General features: G+C 55.4%; 17 protein-coding genes. 11 read left to right on the plus strand and 6 right to left on the minus strand.

Annotation, left to right across the window (positions count from 1 at the left end; genetic code table 11):
- Window positions 1-128 precede the first annotated feature (128 nt).
- The 4 genes from ACRDCA_RS10705 (at window position 129) to ydfG (ending at window position 4,070) form a co-directional block, all read left to right on the plus strand.
- The gene (locus tag ACRDCA_RS10705) at window positions 129-1,574 is read left to right on the plus strand and encodes an MFS transporter (RefSeq protein ID WP_438689491.1); all 1,446 of its coding nucleotides are present in this window, start codon (window positions 129-131) and stop codon (window positions 1,572-1,574) included.
- Window positions 1,575-1,576: 2 nt separating this feature from the next.
- Window positions 1,577-2,635 carry an aldo/keto reductase gene (locus tag ACRDCA_RS10710; RefSeq protein WP_438689492.1) on the plus strand — a complete coding sequence of 353 codons (1,059 nt, stop codon included), beginning with the start codon at window positions 1,577-1,579 and terminating at the stop codon, window positions 2,633-2,635.
- A 99-nt stretch (window positions 2,636-2,734) separates the two neighbouring features.
- Entirely contained in the window at window positions 2,735-3,259 is a 525-nt protein-coding gene (locus tag ACRDCA_RS10715; protein ID WP_438689493.1) for a GNAT family N-acetyltransferase, read from the plus strand.
- 64 nt (window positions 3,260-3,323) lie between these two features.
- The gene (ydfG, locus tag ACRDCA_RS10720) at window positions 3,324-4,070 is read left to right on the plus strand and encodes a bifunctional NADP-dependent 3-hydroxy acid dehydrogenase/3-hydroxypropionate dehydrogenase YdfG (protein WP_438689494.1); all 747 of its coding nucleotides are present in this window, start codon (window positions 3,324-3,326) and stop codon (window positions 4,068-4,070) included.
- Between the two features lie 40 nt (window positions 4,071-4,110).
- On the opposite strand, the gene ACRDCA_RS10725 is transcribed toward ydfG, so the two are convergent.
- The gene (locus ACRDCA_RS10725) at window positions 4,111-4,437 is read right to left on the minus strand and encodes a YnfA family protein (protein ID WP_438689495.1); all 327 of its coding nucleotides are present in this window, start codon (window positions 4,435-4,437) and stop codon (window positions 4,111-4,113) included.
- 161 nt (window positions 4,438-4,598) lie between these two features.
- Between ACRDCA_RS10725 and ACRDCA_RS10730 the strand changes: the two genes are divergently transcribed.
- Together ACRDCA_RS10730 and ACRDCA_RS10735 are read left to right on the plus strand one after the other, a co-directional pair.
- A complete protein-coding gene (locus ACRDCA_RS10730; protein ID WP_438690136.1) occupies window positions 4,599-4,931 on the plus strand; it encodes a DUF1283 family protein in 333 nt (110 codons plus the stop codon).
- Between the two features lie 77 nt (window positions 4,932-5,008).
- Complete coding sequence (locus ACRDCA_RS10735) at window positions 5,009-5,311, plus strand: DUF1161 domain-containing protein (RefSeq protein ID WP_438689496.1); 303 nt, start codon at window positions 5,009-5,011, stop codon at window positions 5,309-5,311.
- 41 nt (window positions 5,312-5,352) lie between these two features.
- Here ACRDCA_RS10735 and ACRDCA_RS10740 read toward each other — a convergent pair whose 3' ends face one another.
- Window positions 5,353-6,846: an MDR family MFS transporter gene (locus ACRDCA_RS10740; RefSeq protein WP_438689497.1), complete on the minus strand. Its 1,494-nt coding sequence runs from the start codon at window positions 6,844-6,846 to the stop codon at window positions 5,353-5,355.
- 341 nt (window positions 6,847-7,187) lie between these two features.
- Here ACRDCA_RS10740 and ACRDCA_RS10745 point away from each other — a divergent pair, with 341 nt between their 5' ends.
- Window positions 7,188-8,561 carry a cytochrome c peroxidase gene (locus tag ACRDCA_RS10745; RefSeq protein WP_438689498.1) on the plus strand — a complete coding sequence of 458 codons (1,374 nt, stop codon included), beginning with the start codon at window positions 7,188-7,190 and terminating at the stop codon, window positions 8,559-8,561.
- A gap of 108 nt (window positions 8,562-8,669) precedes the next feature.
- The gene (clcB, locus tag ACRDCA_RS10750) at window positions 8,670-9,950 is read left to right on the plus strand and encodes a voltage-gated ClC-type chloride channel ClcB (RefSeq protein WP_438689499.1); all 1,281 of its coding nucleotides are present in this window, start codon (window positions 8,670-8,672) and stop codon (window positions 9,948-9,950) included.
- Here the strand turns inward: clcB and bioD are convergent.
- The 3 genes from bioD to ACRDCA_RS10765 form a co-directional block, all read right to left on the minus strand.
- Complete coding sequence (gene bioD, locus ACRDCA_RS10755) at window positions 9,938-10,618, minus strand: dethiobiotin synthase (RefSeq protein WP_438689500.1); 681 nt, start codon at window positions 10,616-10,618, stop codon at window positions 9,938-9,940. The genes clcB and bioD overlap by 13 nt on opposite strands.
- Before the next feature lie 288 nt (window positions 10,619-10,906).
- Complete coding sequence (gene mlc, locus ACRDCA_RS10760) at window positions 10,907-12,124, minus strand: sugar metabolism global transcriptional regulator Mlc (RefSeq protein WP_438689501.1); 1,218 nt, start codon at window positions 12,122-12,124, stop codon at window positions 10,907-10,909.
- Window positions 12,125-12,267: 143 nt separating this feature from the next.
- Window positions 12,268-13,170 (minus strand): LysR family transcriptional regulator, encoded by a 903-nt coding sequence (locus ACRDCA_RS10765; RefSeq protein ID WP_438689502.1) that lies wholly within the window; start codon window positions 13,168-13,170, stop codon window positions 12,268-12,270.
- A 114-nt stretch (window positions 13,171-13,284) separates the two neighbouring features.
- On the opposite strand from ACRDCA_RS10765, the gene ACRDCA_RS10770 reads away from it, so the two are divergent.
- The gene (locus tag ACRDCA_RS10770; protein ID WP_438689503.1) at window positions 13,285-14,571 is read left to right on the plus strand and encodes an MFS transporter; all 1,287 of its coding nucleotides are present in this window, start codon (window positions 13,285-13,287) and stop codon (window positions 14,569-14,571) included.
- Window positions 14,572-14,698: 127 nt separating this feature from the next.
- Here ACRDCA_RS10770 and ACRDCA_RS10775 read toward each other — a convergent pair whose 3' ends face one another.
- Entirely contained in the window at window positions 14,699-15,286 is a 588-nt protein-coding gene (locus ACRDCA_RS10775) for a TetR family transcriptional regulator (protein ID WP_438689504.1), read from the minus strand.
- A 107-nt stretch (window positions 15,287-15,393) separates the two neighbouring features.
- Here ACRDCA_RS10775 and ACRDCA_RS10780 point away from each other — a divergent pair, with 107 nt between their 5' ends.
- Both ACRDCA_RS10780 and ACRDCA_RS10785 read left to right on the plus strand, forming a co-directional pair.
- Complete coding sequence (locus ACRDCA_RS10780) at window positions 15,394-16,113, plus strand: SDR family NAD(P)-dependent oxidoreductase (RefSeq protein ID WP_438689505.1); 720 nt, start codon at window positions 15,394-15,396, stop codon at window positions 16,111-16,113.
- Window positions 16,106-17,353, plus strand: a complete 1,248-nt coding sequence (locus ACRDCA_RS10785) for an MFS transporter (RefSeq protein ID WP_438689506.1) — start codon at window positions 16,106-16,108, stop codon at window positions 17,351-17,353. Before ACRDCA_RS10780 ends, ACRDCA_RS10785 begins: the two co-directional genes overlap by 8 nt.
- Window positions 17,354-17,499 lie beyond the last annotated feature (146 nt).

The following is a 17,499-nucleotide window of genomic DNA, read 5'->3' on the forward strand; positions in this document are numbered from 1 at the left end:
TCACCCACTTAACCTCTTCTTAACCTGTCCGTGATGCGTTATGCTCAAAAACTCTGCCGACGTTGCGATTTTTGAAACGGGGTTTCTGTTATGCCTGCGTGTTTCACGTGCTCCAGCCGGAGCCGTCCATGACCTGGTTCTCCCGTGCTAGCGCGCTCCCTCTGCTGGTCGCCGGGGCATTCTTTATGGAAAACCTGGATGGCACGGTGATCGTCACCGCCATGCCGCAAATGGCGGCGGCCTTTGGCGTACATCCGGTAGATATGAACATCGGGGTTTCTGCCTATATTCTCACCCTGACGGTATTTATCCCCGCCAGCGGCTGGATCGCCAACCGCTTTGGCGCCCGCAATATTTTCACCGCCGCCATCGTTATTTTTACCCTGGCCTCGGTGCTATGCGCCCTCAGCACCACCTTGCCGCAATTTACCGCCGCTCGTATCCTGCAAGGCTTTGGCGGCGCACTCATGGTGCCGGTAGGCCGCCTGGTGGTACTGCGCAATACCGCCAAACCCGATCTGATCAACGCCATTGCCACCATCACCTGGCCAGGACTGGCGGCCCCGATCCTGGGGCCACCAGTGGGCGGTTTCATCACCACCTATGCCTCCTGGCACTGGATTTTTATCCTCAACGTGCCGCTTGGCCTGCTAGCGTTGTTCTTCGCCTGGCGACTGATCCCCTATGAGCCAGCGCAGAAAGGCGTTCCCTTTGATGGATTGGGCTTTGCACTTACCGGTGTCGCCTGCTTTGGGCTGATGTTTGGACTGGATCTGATCAATAGCCCGCAGCTTTCCTGGCTGGTGCCACTGTCTTGTCTGTTGGGTAGTCTGGTACTGGGAAGCCTGGCGATACGCCATGCCAAACGCCACGCTTATCCCTTGATGGATCTCTGGGCAATGCGGATAAAAAGTTACAGTGTCACCATTAAGGGCGGTACCCTATTCCGCATTGCTATCGGAGCCGTGCCGTTCCTGCTGCCCTTGCTGTTTCAAATCGGCTTTGGGTTGAACGCCTTCGATGCAGGACTACTGGTGCTGGCGGTGTTCGCGGGCAATCTGGTGATGAAACCGTTTACCTCACCGATCCTTTACCGGTTTCGTTTTCGCACCACGCTGGTGGTCAACGGGTTACTCAACGCGGCCACCATCTTTGCCTGTGCATTGCTGACCCCGCAGACCCCCACCTGGCTGATCCTGGCGCTGTTGTTTATCAGTGGCCTGACGCGTTCAATGCAGTTCACCGCGCTCAATACGCTGGCGTTTTCCGAAGTGCCACAGCCGCGCATGAGCGGAGCCAATACGCTGTTCAACATGGCCCAGCAGATGGGCAGCGGCCTGGGGATCGCCATCGGCGCACTGGCGTTGCGGCTGGCAGAGATGCTGATGCCGCAACAACATGGCATGGTATCGCTGGCCGATTTTCAACTGGCCTTTGTCGTGATTGGCGTCATCGCCCTGTTGGCGGTGTTGGATAACTTTACGTTGGGCGCGGAGGCAGGAAATGAAATCCGCCAGAAGAAAAACGCGCCAGCTACGTCTGAAAAATCTATGGCAACCAAGGTAAGGAGTTAAAGATGGAATACCGTCAACTTGGCCGTTCCGGCCTGAAAGTTTCGGCGCTAAGTTTGGGCACCATGACCTTTGGAGGGCAAGGCAAGTTCGCCAAAACCGGCACGACCGATGTCAACGAGGCGCGTAATCAGATCGCCATGTGCATAGACGCCGGGATCAACCTGTTCGATACCGCCGATGTCTACTCGGCAGGCCAATCGGAAGAGATCCTCGGCCAGGCATTGGGCAGTAAACGCCACGAGGTGCTGGTCGCCAGCAAGGCCCGCTTCCCGATGGGCAGCGGCCCGAACGACGCCGGGCTGTCACGCCACCACCTGATCCGCGCCTGCGAAGCCAGCCTGAAACGCCTGAATACCGACTATCTCGATCTCTATCAGTTACACGAATGGGACGGCATCACTCCGGTGGAGGAAACGCTGCGGGCGCTGGAGGATCTGGTGAGCAGCGGTAAGGTGCGCTATACCGGCTTGTCCAACTTCTCCGGCTGGCATCTGATGAAGCATCAGGGCTGCGCCGAACGGCTAGGATTGGTGCGCCCGGTCAGCCAGCAGATCCATTACAGCCTTCAGGCACGTGAGGCCGAATACGAACTGCTGCCGATCGCTCAGGATCAGGGGTTTGGTGTGTTGGTCTGGAGCCCATTGGCCGGTGGCCTGCTGTCGGGCAAATATCGCCGTAACCAACCTACGCCAGAAGGCACCCGCCATCTGGCCAACTGGGGTGAACCGCCGGTACGCGATCAACAGGCGCTGTTTGATATTGTCGAGGTGCTGGTGGACATCGCTCACTCCCGCAGCATATCTGCGGCACAAATCGCGCTGGCCTGGCTGTTGGCACGCCCAACGATCACCTCGGTCATCATTGGTGCCCGTAACGCGGAACAGCTTAAAGACAACCTGCACGCGGCCAACCTGATCCTGAACGAAGAAGAGTTGCGGCGCCTGGAAGAAGTAAGCCGTCCATCGCTGATTTATCCGTACTGGCACCAGGCCTCCACCGCGCCCGACCGCCTCAGCGAGGCCGACCTTTTGCTACTGGCTCCTCACCTGGCAAAAAAATAAGTCGCATCTGCCGCTAATCAACGTAATATCGATGATCCGCCCCGTTTTAACGGGGGCGGATTTTTGCCGTTTCAGGCCTGAAAAGCGAGGTAAATAATAATGATCCACAGTGACCTTACTCAGTGCCGTGTGAATACCGACCGGTTGTTGATTGCCCCTTTTACCGCAGCAGACGCCGACGATGTTTACCAGGCGATCACCCCAACGCTAACGCGTTTTATGACCTTTGAACCAGAAGAGTCTCCCGAGGCGTTTGCCAACGTCTGGGAAGGCTGGCTACCGTTGATCCGTGAAGGTGAAGAAGTCATCTTTGTGGCACGGCTGCGTGACAGCAAACAGTTCGTCGGCATGGGCGGCGTACATAATCTGCACAGCCAGACGCCTGAACTGGGCATCTGGGTGAAAGAAAACCTGCATGGCAAAGGCTATGGACGCGAAATCGTGCAGGCCATGGCTACGTGGGCCAGCGAACGCTACCATCCACCATACTTTATCTACCCCGTCGCCGAGCAGAACACGCCAAGCCGCCGCATTGCCGAATCGCTGGGCGGTGCCGTGCAAGGCCGTCGCGAGAATATCAAATATGATTGTGTGGTATATCACGTGCCGGCCATCACCGTTTAAATTGCAGGGTTAACGCAACCGCGTTAGAGTGGATGCAGGGTAAAAACAGTTAAGGAACAGCAGCATGATTATTTTTGTCACGGGCGCCACCTCCGGTTTTGGTGAAGCGATTGCCCGCAAGTTTGTAGGTGAAGGCCATCAGGTGATTGCCTCTGGTCGTCGTGTAGAACGCCTGGAAGCGTTGCAGGCGGAACTCGGTGCAGCACTGCATATCGTGCGTTTGGATGTTCGTAACCGTGCGGCGATCCAACAGGCCATCGATGAGTTACCCGCAGCGCTGCGTAACGTCGACGTGCTGGTGAATAACGCCGGCCTGGCGCTGGGCCTGGAGCCCGCGCACAAAGCCAATGCGGACGACTGGGAAACCATGATCGATACCAATACCAAAGGGCTGGTCAACATGACCCGCGCGCTGCTGCCAGCCATGGTAGAACGCAACGTAGGCCATGTGATCAACATCGGCTCCACCGCCGCCAACTGGCCTTATGCCGGGGGTAACGTTTACGGTGCGACCAAGGCCTTTGTTAAACAGTTCAGCCTGGGGTTGCGCGCCGATCTGCACGGCACCCATATCCGCGTTACCGATATTGAACCAGGCATGGTAGGCGGCACCGAGTTCTCCAACGTGCGCTTTAAAGGTGATGACGGCAAGGTCGATAAAACCTATCAAGGGGTTGATGCCCTGACGCCGGATGATGTTGCCGAAGCGGTGTTCTGGGTAGCAACGCTACCGGCGCGCGTCAATATCAATACTCTGGAAATGATGCCGGTCAGCCAGTCCTTTGCCGGTCTGAGCATTCATCGCGGCTGATGATCCTAGCGGGCGCAGCATGCGCCCCTACTTTTAAAATTCAGGCTGTCCGCCAGCCGGAGACAATAATCAGCATTCCCAGTAAAGCTACCCCGGCCCCCAACCAATCCATCGTCGATAGCTTCACACCGTCTACCACCCGCAGCCAAAGCAACGCCGTTGCCACATACACGCCACCATAGGCGGCATACACTCGCCCGCTGGCCGCCGGATGCAGCGTCAACAACCAGACAAATATCATCAGGCTGACGGCCGCAGGCAGCAGCAACCAGGCGCTGGCACTCTTCTTTAACCACAGATACGGCAGGAAACAGCCAATGATTTCGGCCAGTGCCGTGGCAAAAAACAGTAAGGTGGTTTTCAACATTGCCGGTCTTTCTCTCTGTTAATTAAACGAACAAGCCTCGGTGCTGGTGCAATGCAACAGCACGGTGATATATTTAACTGATGCTAGAGCCAGTGTTGCTGGTGGATGCAACACTCACTTATAAGGATGAAACCATGAAATTACTTTCCCTTCCACGCCTGATGCTGCCGGTGGCCATGTTACTGCTGGCCGGTGCCTGGCAGGCTCCGGCCTTGGCAGCCTCCTGTACTCAGGGCAGCACCTGCGTCACGGTTGATGGCAGCGGCGGCGCAGCGATGAGCAATGAGCAGGCTCGCCAAAGCAAAGAGCAGTGGAACGAAACCAAGTCACTGCGCAGTAAGGTCAACACCCGCGTCGAGAAAGAGTTTGACAAGGTTGACCGTGCCATTGACGACGAAGATCGTTGTGATAACAGCTACAACGTCAATGCCTATTGGGAACCTTCAACCCGTAAATGTCTGGATCGCACCACCGGTCGTCAGATAACTCCGTAATCGGTCAGCAAGGGTAAACTATTCAACCTGATGCTGCTATCCTGGCCCTGATTATTCGTCTCAAAAAGGATGGAATGATGAAAAAAGCGCTTGTAGTAGGTGTACTGTTGTTAGCCACCGCGCCGCTGGCCGCTTTTGCTGCCTCGTGTGAGAGCATAAAGGCGGATATTGCCCAGAAGATTATCAATAACGGTGTGCCAGAATCCGGCTTCAAGCTGGAGATCGTCCCTAACGATCAGGCTGAACAAAGCGGTGGGCAGGTCGTCGGCCACTGTGGTCAAGACACCCAGAAAATTGTTTATACACGCCTCACTAACGGCGACGACAGCGGCGACGCGGCGCAAACTGGCACCAGCCAGGATACCCCGGCTCCGCAGTAACCGCCTTCAAGGCGCAGTTTTTTACTGCGCCCTTTTCCTTCTTATGCTTGCTCCGCCTCTTCCCCTTCGCCCTGTGGCCGATGGCTCGCCGGGATCAGCATGGCTGCGCCTACAGCACACAACGATATCAAGGCCGACACCAGGAACACCCAATGCAGCGAAGCGGCAACCAGGCCAGTGAGATGGCTTAATGCATCGGGCTGCATGGCGCTACGTGCAGAGGGCTCCATTAACTGTTGTAACGGATCGCCTACGTTTGGCAAACGCAGATGCAAGTTGATATTCAGCGTGGCCCCGAGAATTGCGGTGCCGATAGCCGAACCGACCATGCGGGTAAATACCGTACAGGCCGTCGCAATACCCCGGATACTGTAATGTGCCGCATTCTGCACCGAGACCAGAAACGTGGTATTACACAACCCCATCCCGACCCCAATGATGAACGCCGCAACCCGCCCCCATAATAACCCCCCCACAGGTTGCAACATCAACAGAATGAAACCACCGGCCGCCAACAGCAGCGCACCGAGCAGTGCCGTGGTGCGATAGGAGGTCAGCAGCATCAAGCGACCGCTCAGCGCACTGGCCAGCGGCCAGCCAATCGACATCAAAGCCAATGTGGTACCGGCTTCCAGCGGCGTTCCGCCCTTCACGCCCTGAATAAAGGTGGGCAGGAAGGCGCTGATGCCCATCATGGCGGCGCCGATCGCCACGCCGCCAATATTGCCGGCGATAATGACGCGGTTTTGCCACAGCGCCAACGGGAACAACGGTTCCGGAGCACGGCGCTCCTGACGAATAAGCAGGATCAACGCCAGTAGCGCCAACGCCAACAGCGGGATCACCCACCATCCCAGCATTTCCGCCTGCAACAGTGACAACAGCAAAGCGGCAACAAAGATCGTCAGCCAGGCGGTGCCCGCCAAATCCAACGCGTGTTTGCGCCCCTGCTTGAAGTCAGGCAGGTAGCGGCCAAGAAAATACATCGCCAACAGCCCTATGGGCAGATTGACCCAGAATACCAACGCCCAAGACAGATGCTGCACGATAAACGCACCCAGCAACGGACCCAGGATAGCGGAAACGCCCCAGACGCTGGAAAGATAGCCCATCACCTTAGGCCGCTCGGTGGCGCTGTAGATATCACCGATGATGGTAGTGGCGATCGGCATGATTGCCCCTGCTCCCAGCCCTTGCAGCAGGCGGAAGGCGATCAGCCAATACATATTGGAGGAGAAACCACAGAGCACAGACCCCAACAGGAACAGCGTGGCCCCGAAGAAGAAGACGGGTTTGCGACCATACAGATCCGCCAACCGCCCATAGATCGGGATGGTGATGGCCTGCGCCAGCAAATAGACTGAAAACACCCAGCCCAGCAACGAAAAACCACCCAGGTCGCTAATAATGGTCGGCATGGCGGTGGCGACAATGGTCGCTTCGATGGCCGACATGAACATCGCCAGCATGCAGGCGATCAGGATCACTGGCCGATGGGCAATCGGGGCAGAGGCCGCAGAAGTGTTAGTGATCATTAGGTTATCAGGTGTCCCTCTATCTCTGTTTTCCCCGAAGTATAACAGCCACAGTTAGTCTGAACACATTCTGTCACCCGCATCCATTGAATGATTTGTGGCAGCGCCCCCTAAAATCCCCAGCAGATTGATATATAGGTAATTTCTTACAAATAGTCTGTAGGCCGCGCCACGACTGCCTCATCGTCAAAACCTATCTGAACGATAGTATGTGCCAATCATAGTGATTGATTTTAATCAAGTTGCTGACGGCTCATGACCGTGACAATCCGATTGCCCAGTTTTTCATCACCTTATTTCGATGTTGGGCAACCCGGCAGTAAACTCATTGGAGCGAGAACATGATTAAAAAAATTATTCTGGGATGTGCCGTTACGGCGGTCGTCGGTTACTTAGGCACCGTCGGTTATATTTATCATTACGATCAGCAACGCCAGCCCGCCGTTGCCGATAACCCTATCGATACCCTGTTAACCCGCAATGGTTGCGACTATTGTCACTCCAACTCGGCAAAACTGCCCTTCTATGCCGAGCTACCTATCGCCAAGCAAATCATGGCGCAAGATGTCTTCAGCGGGAATCAACATTTCAACCTCGATGCTACCCGCTCCGCTCTACAACAGAAAACGGCGGTACCGGAAGTCGATCTGGCCAAACTGGAAGCGGTACTGCAAAATCAGGAGATGCCACCGCCACTTTACAAGGTGGCCCACTGGGCCGGGAACGTCAGTGATGCTGACCGCAATGAGCTGTTGAGCTGGATACGCCAACAACGTGAGCAATTCTACACCCCACCGGATACGCCAGCCGAACTGCGCGGTGCCGCTTTACGGCCAGTGCCGGCTTCGCTGCCTACAGACCCGCAGAAAGTGGCGTTGGGTTTCCGCCTGTTCCACGACCCACGCCTGTCAAAAGATAACAGCATCTCTTGTGCCCATTGCCATAAGCTGGGTGAAGGCGGCGTAGATGGCCGTGTTTCATCGCTGGGCGTCGACGATCAGGTAGGGCCCATCAACGCCCCGACGGTGTTTAATGCTGCCTTCAATATGGTGCAGTTCTGGGATGGCCGCGCGGCAGACTTACAGGCCCAGGCGGGTGGCCCGCCGATGAATCCGATCGAGATGGCCTCAGACTCCTGGGACGAAATCATCGCAAAACTGGATCAGGATGCCTTGCTGAAGGCCGATTTCCGGCGCGTCTATGCTAACGGTTTCACCGGCGACAATATTACCGACGCCATTGCCGAGTTCGAAAAAACGCTGATCACGCCAGATAGCCCATTTGACCGTTACCTGAAGGGTGACAGCGACGCACTGACGGCCCAACAGAAACATGGCTACCAGCTGTTCCAGCAAAATAAATGCGGCACCTGCCATACCGGTGTCAACCTTGGCGGCCAATCCTATGAGGTGATGGGGCTGAAAGCGGATTACTTCACCGCGCGCGGTAATCCTACCGAGGCTGACCTCGGACGTTACAATGTCACTAAAAATGAAGGCGATCGCCACCGCTTCAAAACCCCGACGTTGCGTAACATCGCCCAAACCGCGCCTTACTTCCATGACGGTAGCGTGACTTCACTGCATCAGGCGGTCAACGACATGCTGACCTACCAGGTTGGCGTGAGCTTGCCAGATAGCGATATCAAGGATCTGGTCGCGCTATTGGAAGGTATGAGCGGTAAATATCAACCGGCAACGCCTCCGGGCGGTTAATACTTTCGCCACAACGCCAGTGGATCGGGTAAAGATTCGCTGGTTTTCAGGTGGGTAGACAAGCACAATGCCCACCTGACCCTCTTAATTTTCATCATCTGCCGCCGCATGAAACAATTGGTCCCACTGCATCACTATCGCGCCCTGCTGCGCCATCTGTTTATTGCCATCTTACTCGGCATTGGTGCTGCGTTGGCCGTGTGGTTATTTCACCGCGCCATGTTCGGGCTTGAATGGCTTCTGCTGGATCACGAAGAAGGCAGCCTGGTGGCTGCCGCAGCCGCACTGCCTGGATGGCGTAGAGCGTTGACGCCTGCGCTGGGTGGGCTGGCCGCCGGCTTTTTGCTGTGGATGTATCAACGTTACCAACATCAACAACCCGGCGCGCCTACCGACTATATGGAAGCAATTGAAACCGGGGACGGCCGGTTGGCCGTTAACGCCAGCCTGATAAAATGCCTGGCCTCGCTGTTGGTGGTATCCAGCGGTAGCACCATTGGCCGCGAAGGGGCGATGATCTTGTTGGGTGCCTTGGTCGGTTCGGTCTTTGCCCAGCGTTTTACTCCGGCGAAAGAATGGAAATTGTGGGTGGCTTGCGCGGCTGCGGCCGGGATGGCCAGCGCCTATCACGCCCCATTGGCGGGTAGCCTGTTTATCGCAGAAATCCTGTTTGGTTCCCTGATGCTCGCCTCACTCGGCCCGGTGGTGATCGCCGCAGTGAGCGCATTGCTGATGACCAATCTGCTGAACGGTGGTCAGGCACCGCTGTATAGCGTGGAACCGCTTGCTGCGCCCTGGCCGGTGCAGTATCTGTTAATGGCCTTGGTGGGCATACTGGCGGGAGTTAGTGGCCCGCTGTTTTTATGGGCGATGGCGGCCAGCGGGAGAGCATTTCGCTCGCTCAACCTCAAACCCCCGTTACAGCTGGCGCTTGGCGGGTTGATCGTCGGGCTGCTTTCCCTGCTATATCCCGAAGTTTGGGGGAATGGCTATAGCGTGGTGCAATCCTTACTTACGGCACCACCGGGGATGCTGTTGGTCACGGCGATCCTGATTTGCAAACTGTTGGCCCTGCTGGCCAGTAGCGGCTCGGGTGCCCCAGGTGGCGTGTTTACGCCGACGTTATTCGTGGGGGCCGCGTTGGGATCGGTCGTGGGCCAGATGTTTGGCCTGTGGCCGGAGTTGGGGACTGCAGTGCCAATTCTGCTGGCACTGACCGGTATGGCGACATTGCTGGCTGCCACCACGCATGCGCCCATTATGGCGGCATTAATGGTGTTTGAAATGACCGGGGAATATACCCTGCTGCCAGGTATTCTATTGGCTTGCGTTATCGCCACGACGATTGCTCGCGGGCTACGCCCGCAGTCGGTCTATCACAACGCGTAACGATCAACCAGTTGAGAAACGTCCAGATACTGTGCCAACTCACGCTGTTCCGCACGTGGCAAATACGGGATTTCACCCAGCAACGGGGCGGGAATACGCTGCTGCATCGCATCAATGGTTTCTGCGTAGTGTGCCAACCCCGGGTTGATACGGTTGGCGACCCAGCCCAGTAATGGTAAGCCATCGTTAATAATTGCCTGTGCGGTCAATAACGCGTGGCTGACACAGCCCAGTTTGATCCCGACCACCAGAATGACGGGCAACTGTTCCTGCACCACCCACTCGGCATAAGGGCGGAGATCGTTCATCAATACGCGCCAGCCGCCGCTGCCTTCAACCACTACCGTATCGGCCTTGCTGGCCAGATGCTGTAAACCACGGCTCATCAGCCCGTAATCAATATCCTGGGTCGTATGGGCATGAAACACCTCATCCAGACAGGTGATCGGATTGATTTCATCGTAGGACAGCGCTAGTGAGGAAGAGGCCTGTAAAACCAAAGCGTCTCTATTGCGGATGCCTTCGCTGGTTTCCTGGCAGTTTGCCGCAATGGGTTTATAACCCGCCACTGAACGGCCTTGCGCGGCGAAAGCCTGTAGTAAACCGCGAGAAACCACGGTCTTACCGACGTCGGTATCTGTGCCTGTAACAAATAAACGCTTTAACATGAATAGATTGCCTTGAGATGCCTCGTTAACCTGAAAAATCGCCGTAAATTGCGACGAGAGTCGTCCTACGGGAAAAGTCTAGGGGATGCAACTCAACGGGGGCTTGAGGTAGCTCAATCTTTTGGCGGTAAATAATAAGAAACTCTGATAAGAATATTTAATGTACCCTATGGATTTCAAATTGTAGCTAGGCGACAAGCTCGTTTATCCTCAGGAGCTTACTAAAGTAAGTGACTGAGGTAAGCGAGCGCAGGTAACAACGCTACAGCTTGAAAGACGACGGGTAAATCAACCTTGCAACAGTTTGACCAACAGCGAACCGTTATACATGGCCTCTTTCACCAGTGCGGCTCCCGGCATCGTGCCCTGGTTAAAAAACCGGGTGGATTCAACCTGAACATGTTCGCTATAAGCAGGTAAGGATTGCTGCCGAATGCAGGAGGCAATCGCCGGATGCAGGATTTCAGCGGCCCGATTCAGCGGTGAGCCTACCAGGATTTTTTCCGGGTTGAACAGGTTAACCATGATCGCCACAATGCGCCCAACGCTGTGGCCAACACCAAGAATAATATCCTTGGCTAACTGATCGCCGGCCATCGCCGCATCGCACAGCGATTCCACGGTCAAAGGTACGCCATGAAGCGTCGAAGTCATTGAACCGCCGAGCCGTTGCTGGGCAATCTCCAGCATGTTTTCAATGCTGGCGACCGTTTCCAGGCAACCATGGTTGCCGCAATAACAGCGTTTACCGTAAGGGTCGACCTGTGTATGACCAATCTCCACCACGCTGCTGCTGCCCGCATGCAGCACGCGCCCGTTGGTGATCACCCCTGCGCCGACGTTGTGATCGATGACCACCTGGATGACGTTCAGGCTGCCACGTGAGGCGCCATACAACGCCTCTGCCATTGTCCACGCACAGATATCATGCTGTACGTATACCGGCAGCCCCGTCAGAGTCTCTAGCGCTGGCCCCAGCGCCATCTCATTGACGTCATAAAACGGCATGCGGTGAACAACACCGGCAGCGGTATCAATCATTCCGGGCAACGTAATGGCGATAGCGGTTAAACGTTCCAGTTTACTTTGGTGGCGGATAAAGAATTGGTCAACTTCGCTGACGATGCGCTGTAATAAAGGCTCGGAATGTTCGGCTTTGAGCGGCAGCAGTTCTTCAACCACCATTTTGCTGCTGAGATCGCGCAGCGCCAGGGTAATGGTGCCACGACTAATACGTGCAGAGAGGTAGTGCCAGGCCTCAGTGTCCAGCACCAGGCCAACGGCTGGGCGGCCACGGCTACCCAGTTCCTGATATTCGGTTTCTTTAACCAGATGCGCTTCGAGCAGCTCACGCACGATCTTGGTGATACTGGCTGGCGCCAGCTGTGCACGCTTGGATAATTCGATGCGCGAAATCGGACCCAGCCGATCTATCAGCCGGTAAACTGCCCCTGCATTGGTTTGCTTGATCTGATCAATATGCCCAGGCTGTCCATCCGCAATCACACACCCGCTCCTACTATTTTTCGCGCTTCTAAATAAAGATTAGAGGCTATGGTGGGGCTTTTAGAATACAGCGTCAACTATTTGATTCGTTATGTGATTAACAGCACAAATTCACCGATATTTGACCGGAAAACGCCTCATATTTACACAGCTGCCGGTGCCAGCATCAGCACCATTAACGCCTTGGCCGCTGCCGTTAATGGTCTGCTACGATGATGCACTAACCAGACCTCAGTCATCGCCTCCGGTTCGGCCAAGGGCAGATAGGTCACCCCGTCGATCTTCACCCGGCCAAAGGACATTGGCAGGATCGAAATTCCCAGGCCGGCCGCGACCAGGCCGATAATGGTCATCGCTTCCCCCACTTCCTGTGTGATATAGGGCGCAATCCCGGCATTGGCCAGCAATGCCAGAATTTCGTCGTACAGCGCAGTGCCTACTTCGCGGGAAAAGAACACAAAAGGTTCCTGGGCCAAATCGTTGAAACGCAGCGTACCCGGAGCCTTGAAGATCAACGGGTGGCCATTCGGTACTACGGCCAGCAAAGGTTCACGTAATAACAGCTGGTGCTCAAGTGCATCCGGTAAGCGCGTGTTGCGCATTACGCCCAAATCCAGGTCGCCGTTTAGCAGCGGCTCAAGCTGTTGCTTGGTGTTGACCTCACGCATTTTGATATGCACATCCGGTGATAACTGGCGGAACGCGCGCAGGCTACGGGAAACGACGCTGATAAACGGAGCTGAAGAGGTAAAGCCAATGGTCAGTTCACCCAGCTCTCCACGCTCCAGGCGCGCCGCCTTCTCGGCAGCCCGGTTGACTTGGGCAAGCACCTGGTAGGCTTCTTTCAGGAACATCTCCCCCGCCTGGGTCAGGCCGACATTGCGGTTATTACGCGCCAGCAAACGTGCGCCCACCATTTCCTCCAGAGCCTGGATCTGCTGGCTAAGCGGCGGCTGGGAAATCCGTAACCGTTCCGCCGCCCGTCCAAAGTGCAGCTCTTCGGCTACGGCAACAAAGTAGCGCAGATGTCTGAGTTCGATATTCATACTTTTAACGTCTTAATTAGGATGATTAATATATTAGACAAAAAACTCGCATCTCCCTATGATTTTGTGATTCAAGACGTGTTTTTCATCTCCCGAACCCGGTAAGGAAACGTTGTGACAACCGCTTCGCGTTCTGCGGCTAGTTTGCCAAAAACGCTGCCTGCTCCTGACAGTGCCCCACAGACCAAACGCACCACGCTGAATAAACTCCCCTACATTGAACGCGGCACACCGCAGTTTATGCGTGTGACCTTGGCGCTGTTCTCTGCCGGGCTGGCTACCTTTGCGTTGCTGTACTGTGTACAACCGATCCTGCCGGTGCTTTCGCACGATTTTGGCATTTCCCCTGCCGAGAGCAGCCTTTCCCTCTCCTTCTCCACTGGGCTGCTAGCCATTGGCCTGATGTTTACCGGCCCGCTGTCCGATGCCATTGGCCGCAAGTCGGTGATGGTGGTGGCCTTGCTGTTGGCGGCGATCTGTACCTTGATCTGTGCTTTTATGACCAGTTGGCACGGTATATTGCTGATGCGAGCGCTGATTGGGCTTTCGCTGAGCGGGGTTGCGGCGGTAGGGATGACCTATCTGAGCGAAGAGATCCATCCCAGCTTCGTGGCCTTTTCAATGGGGCTGTATATCAGCGGTAATTCGATTGGTGGTATGAGTGGGCGCCTGGTCACTGGGGTGTTGACCGATTTCTTCTCCTGGCGCGTTTCGCTGGCGGTGATTGGGGTGTTTGCTCTGGCGGCGGCCTGCATGTTCTGGCGCATTCTGCCCGCCTCCAGGCACTTTCGCGCCAGTTCATTGCGGCCCAGAACCCTGCTAATCAACTTTAAGCTGCATTGGCACGACAAAGGGCTACCGCTGTTGTTTGCCGAAGGCTTTCTGCTGATGGGCAGCTTTGTAACCATGTTCAACTACATCGGCTACCGCCTGCTGAACGATCCCTATCATCTTAGCCAGGCCATTGTGGGCCTGCTGTCGGTGGTGTATCTCACCGGTTCGTACAGCTCTCCCAAGGCGGGAGCCCTGACCTCCAGATTTGGCCGTGGCCCGGTGCTGCTGGCATCCATTATCATTATGCTGATCGGGATCCTGATCACCGCCCTCACTCCTATAGCCGCCGTCTTTATTGGCATGATGCTGTTTACCGCCGGTTTCTTTGCCGCCCACTCGGTTGCCAGTAGCTGGATTGGCCGCCGCGCTCGCCGCGCCAAAGGCCAGGCTTCTTCTCTGTATCTGTTCTGTTATTACGCTGGTTCTAGCGTTGCAGGCACGCTTGGTGGGGTGTTCTGGCATAACTTTGGCTGGGTCGGCGTCGTCGCCTTTATCAGCGTGATGCTGTTCTTGGCCCTGCTGGTTACCCATTATCTGAAGCAACTGCCGGAAGCCGCGCGTATTTAATATCCTGCACAGGGAAAACCAAGGGGCGCACAAATGCAACGCCCCTTCTGCGCTTATTATGACTGAGGAAAGCTACTGTCATGATTTTGCTTAATGGGTTTTACCCGTGCTTTTTCCAACATTCATTTTATGGGGCTGTCGCCAGGCGCCGGGCAGCCTCAACGACAGAAGCTCTCCGTCTGGCATGCTCTTCAACGCTGTCTGGCCCCGTTAACATACGCGCGACCTGTGGTACTGCAGACCACCATCCGGCCAGAGCCAATATCAGAAAAGCCAGGTATTCGGCATCAAGGGCCTGGGTAACAACTCCCTGGTGCTGCCCATCGGTCACGGCCTGAACCTTATAGCCATAATATTCACGTCGCAGTTCTTCGTCCGGCACCTCTCCGTCGTAAGCTAGCCCTTCCCAACGCATAAGCCTGCTAAGCTCAGGGTTTTCGAGGTGATAGTCATAAGCACGCCCCGCGTAATCTCCAATATCTTCAACAGCAAAGGATTGTACAGGCACAGCCAGTGCCACTTTGGCTAGTTCATTGCGTAACACGGCTGCGAATAACGCCGGCTTGTCGCCAAAGTAATTGTAAACACGTTCTTTATTGACTCCAGCCTGTCTGGCGATCCGTTCGTGGGTAGTGCCATTCGGGCCAAACTGGGCAAATTCAGCCATCGCTGCTTGCAGAATTTTACGTTTAGTCCCTTCAGTATCCCAGGCCATTTTTTACTCTCTTAACTATCGGTTGTGGTTATTGCGTAATCATACTATAGTAATTTCCAACTAAAACGTTGGAGTTGTAATTTTACCTGTTAACTGGAGTATGGACAATGAAGAACACCATTCTTATTTGTGGATATGGCCCGGGCATATCTCACGCGGTTGCCCGCCGTTTTGGCAAGGCTGGTCATCCTGTTGCCCTGATTGCACGTAATGTTCAACGTCTTGCTAAAGCGGAAGCAGAGCTGACGGCCGAAGGTATCAAGGTTAAGGCTTTCTCGGCCGATTTAAGCGACGTTAAGGCGATACAGCATGTCGTCAAGAGTGTACGTGAGATACTTGGGCCCATAGGTATCCTGCACTGGAACGTCTTTCTCGATATCGAAGGCGACCTGCTGTCCACCTCTCCTACGGAGCTGAGCAAGAGTTTCGATCTTCGGGTTGCTGGTTATATCGCTGCCGTACAGGAGAGCCAGGAAGACCTCGCAGTATCGAAAGGGACAGTACTGGTGACCAGCGGCGTCATGGCACTGGATCACCCGCAAATCAATGCATTCGCCGTCAATTATGCTGCGCTGGCCATCAGTGTTGCAGCGCAACGTAAAGCCACCCATATCCTGGCGCATACCCTCGCACCACGTGACATTCATGTCGGTGAAGTGGTCGTAAATGGATTCGTTGAGGGAACGCCAGGCGGGATTGGAAAAAGTGATACCGTCGCACCGGCGGAAATCGCTGAACAATTCTGGGAATTACACGCAGCACGTCAGGTGCACTCCGTTATGGTTGGAGGAGCCGTTCCGGTATCGGAAACAGGATTCTATGGCTGATTACAACAACACTATAGATATGGCAGTTGGCCCCGCCAGCAACAACACCCACCAAAACCCAGCTCATAGCGCGAGTGGACGTGAAGTTACGTTACTGGTCGTGGTGGCGTTGTTGGTGCTGACCCAGCTTTATCTGGCAATCCCTCTACTCACACCTGTCGCTCAATCGTTCGGTTCGGCAACACCAGGCTCAGTCACGTTCGCGCTAGCCAGTTGTTTCAGCCTTGCCTATGCTGGGGGATTCCTGTTCTGGGGGCCGTTATCCGATCAGTATGGCCGTCGGCTAATCATGCTGGTCGGGCTGAGTGCACTGTCGGTTACCACTCTCGCCTGCGTTTTTGCGCCTTCCTTGCCCTGGTTGGCGGGGCTACGGATGTTGCAGGGGCTCGCTGCATCCAGTTTCGCCCCTGTGGCACTGGCCTATCTTGCCGAAGCAGTATTGCCACGCCATCGGGCAATTGCCATCGGGGCCATGTCTACGTCTTTTCTTGTGACGGGTATCCTAGGGCAAGTGTTCACTGCCTGGGTGGCGCTACAATGGGGTTGGATCTGGGTATTTATAGCAACAGGAACTGGCCTGATGGCCGTACTCCCATTCATTGTGCTACTGATCCAGGAACCCGTCCGCACTGCCGTTAATGGCCATCTAGGCAATCGTTTCATCGCACTAGGCAAGATTGCCGTGCGGCCCGCCATTGTGCTGCTTTCATGCGCGCATATCACACTTCTCCTGTCTTTTGTTGCGATGTATACACTGTTGGGACCCCATTTGGCAGGGTTGAACCTGGATCCTGACCTGGTCATTGCACTTCGCCTGTCTGGATTGCCAGGTATGTTCATGGCCTTGCTGGTTGGACCGCTTGCATACAGATTCGGGATGCCGGGTGTCGCAAGTGTGGGTTACCTGGTTGCAGCTGTCGGCCTCACCCTTGAGGCGATTTTGTCGCAGACGATAATAGGTATTGGCATCGGGAGCCTGCTCTTCGTTACCGGTGTCGCTTTGGCTGTCCCGGCAATGATTAACCGATTTGGCGATCTGGCCTTACCTGACCGCGCAGCTGGCATGGCACTGAATGGCTTTGTCTTGTTCATCGGTGCCAGTATTGGCCCGCTTATCGCGTCATGGGTACCCGGTTTCGTTCCGCTCCTTGCGGGGCTCACGGTGGCGCTTTTACTGGCCAGTATCTGCGTGATGAAAAGCGCATCACTGCCTCATCCCCGAGGAAATCATGAACGCTAAACGTTCTTCGCTCACTTCAGTCCTCGCTGTCTGGAGGAACCTCCACCGCTTTGTCCTGGTGCTCCACATCGGTATTGTAAGGCCGTAGTGCTTAGCCGCTACGAGAGGCGTGACGGACGGAATGCCGTCCTGGAGGGTGAACACTT

The sequence above is a fragment of the Serratia sp. (in: enterobacteria) genome (assembly GCF_051654945.1).
GTDB lineage: Bacteria > Pseudomonadota > Gammaproteobacteria > Enterobacterales > Enterobacteriaceae > Chania.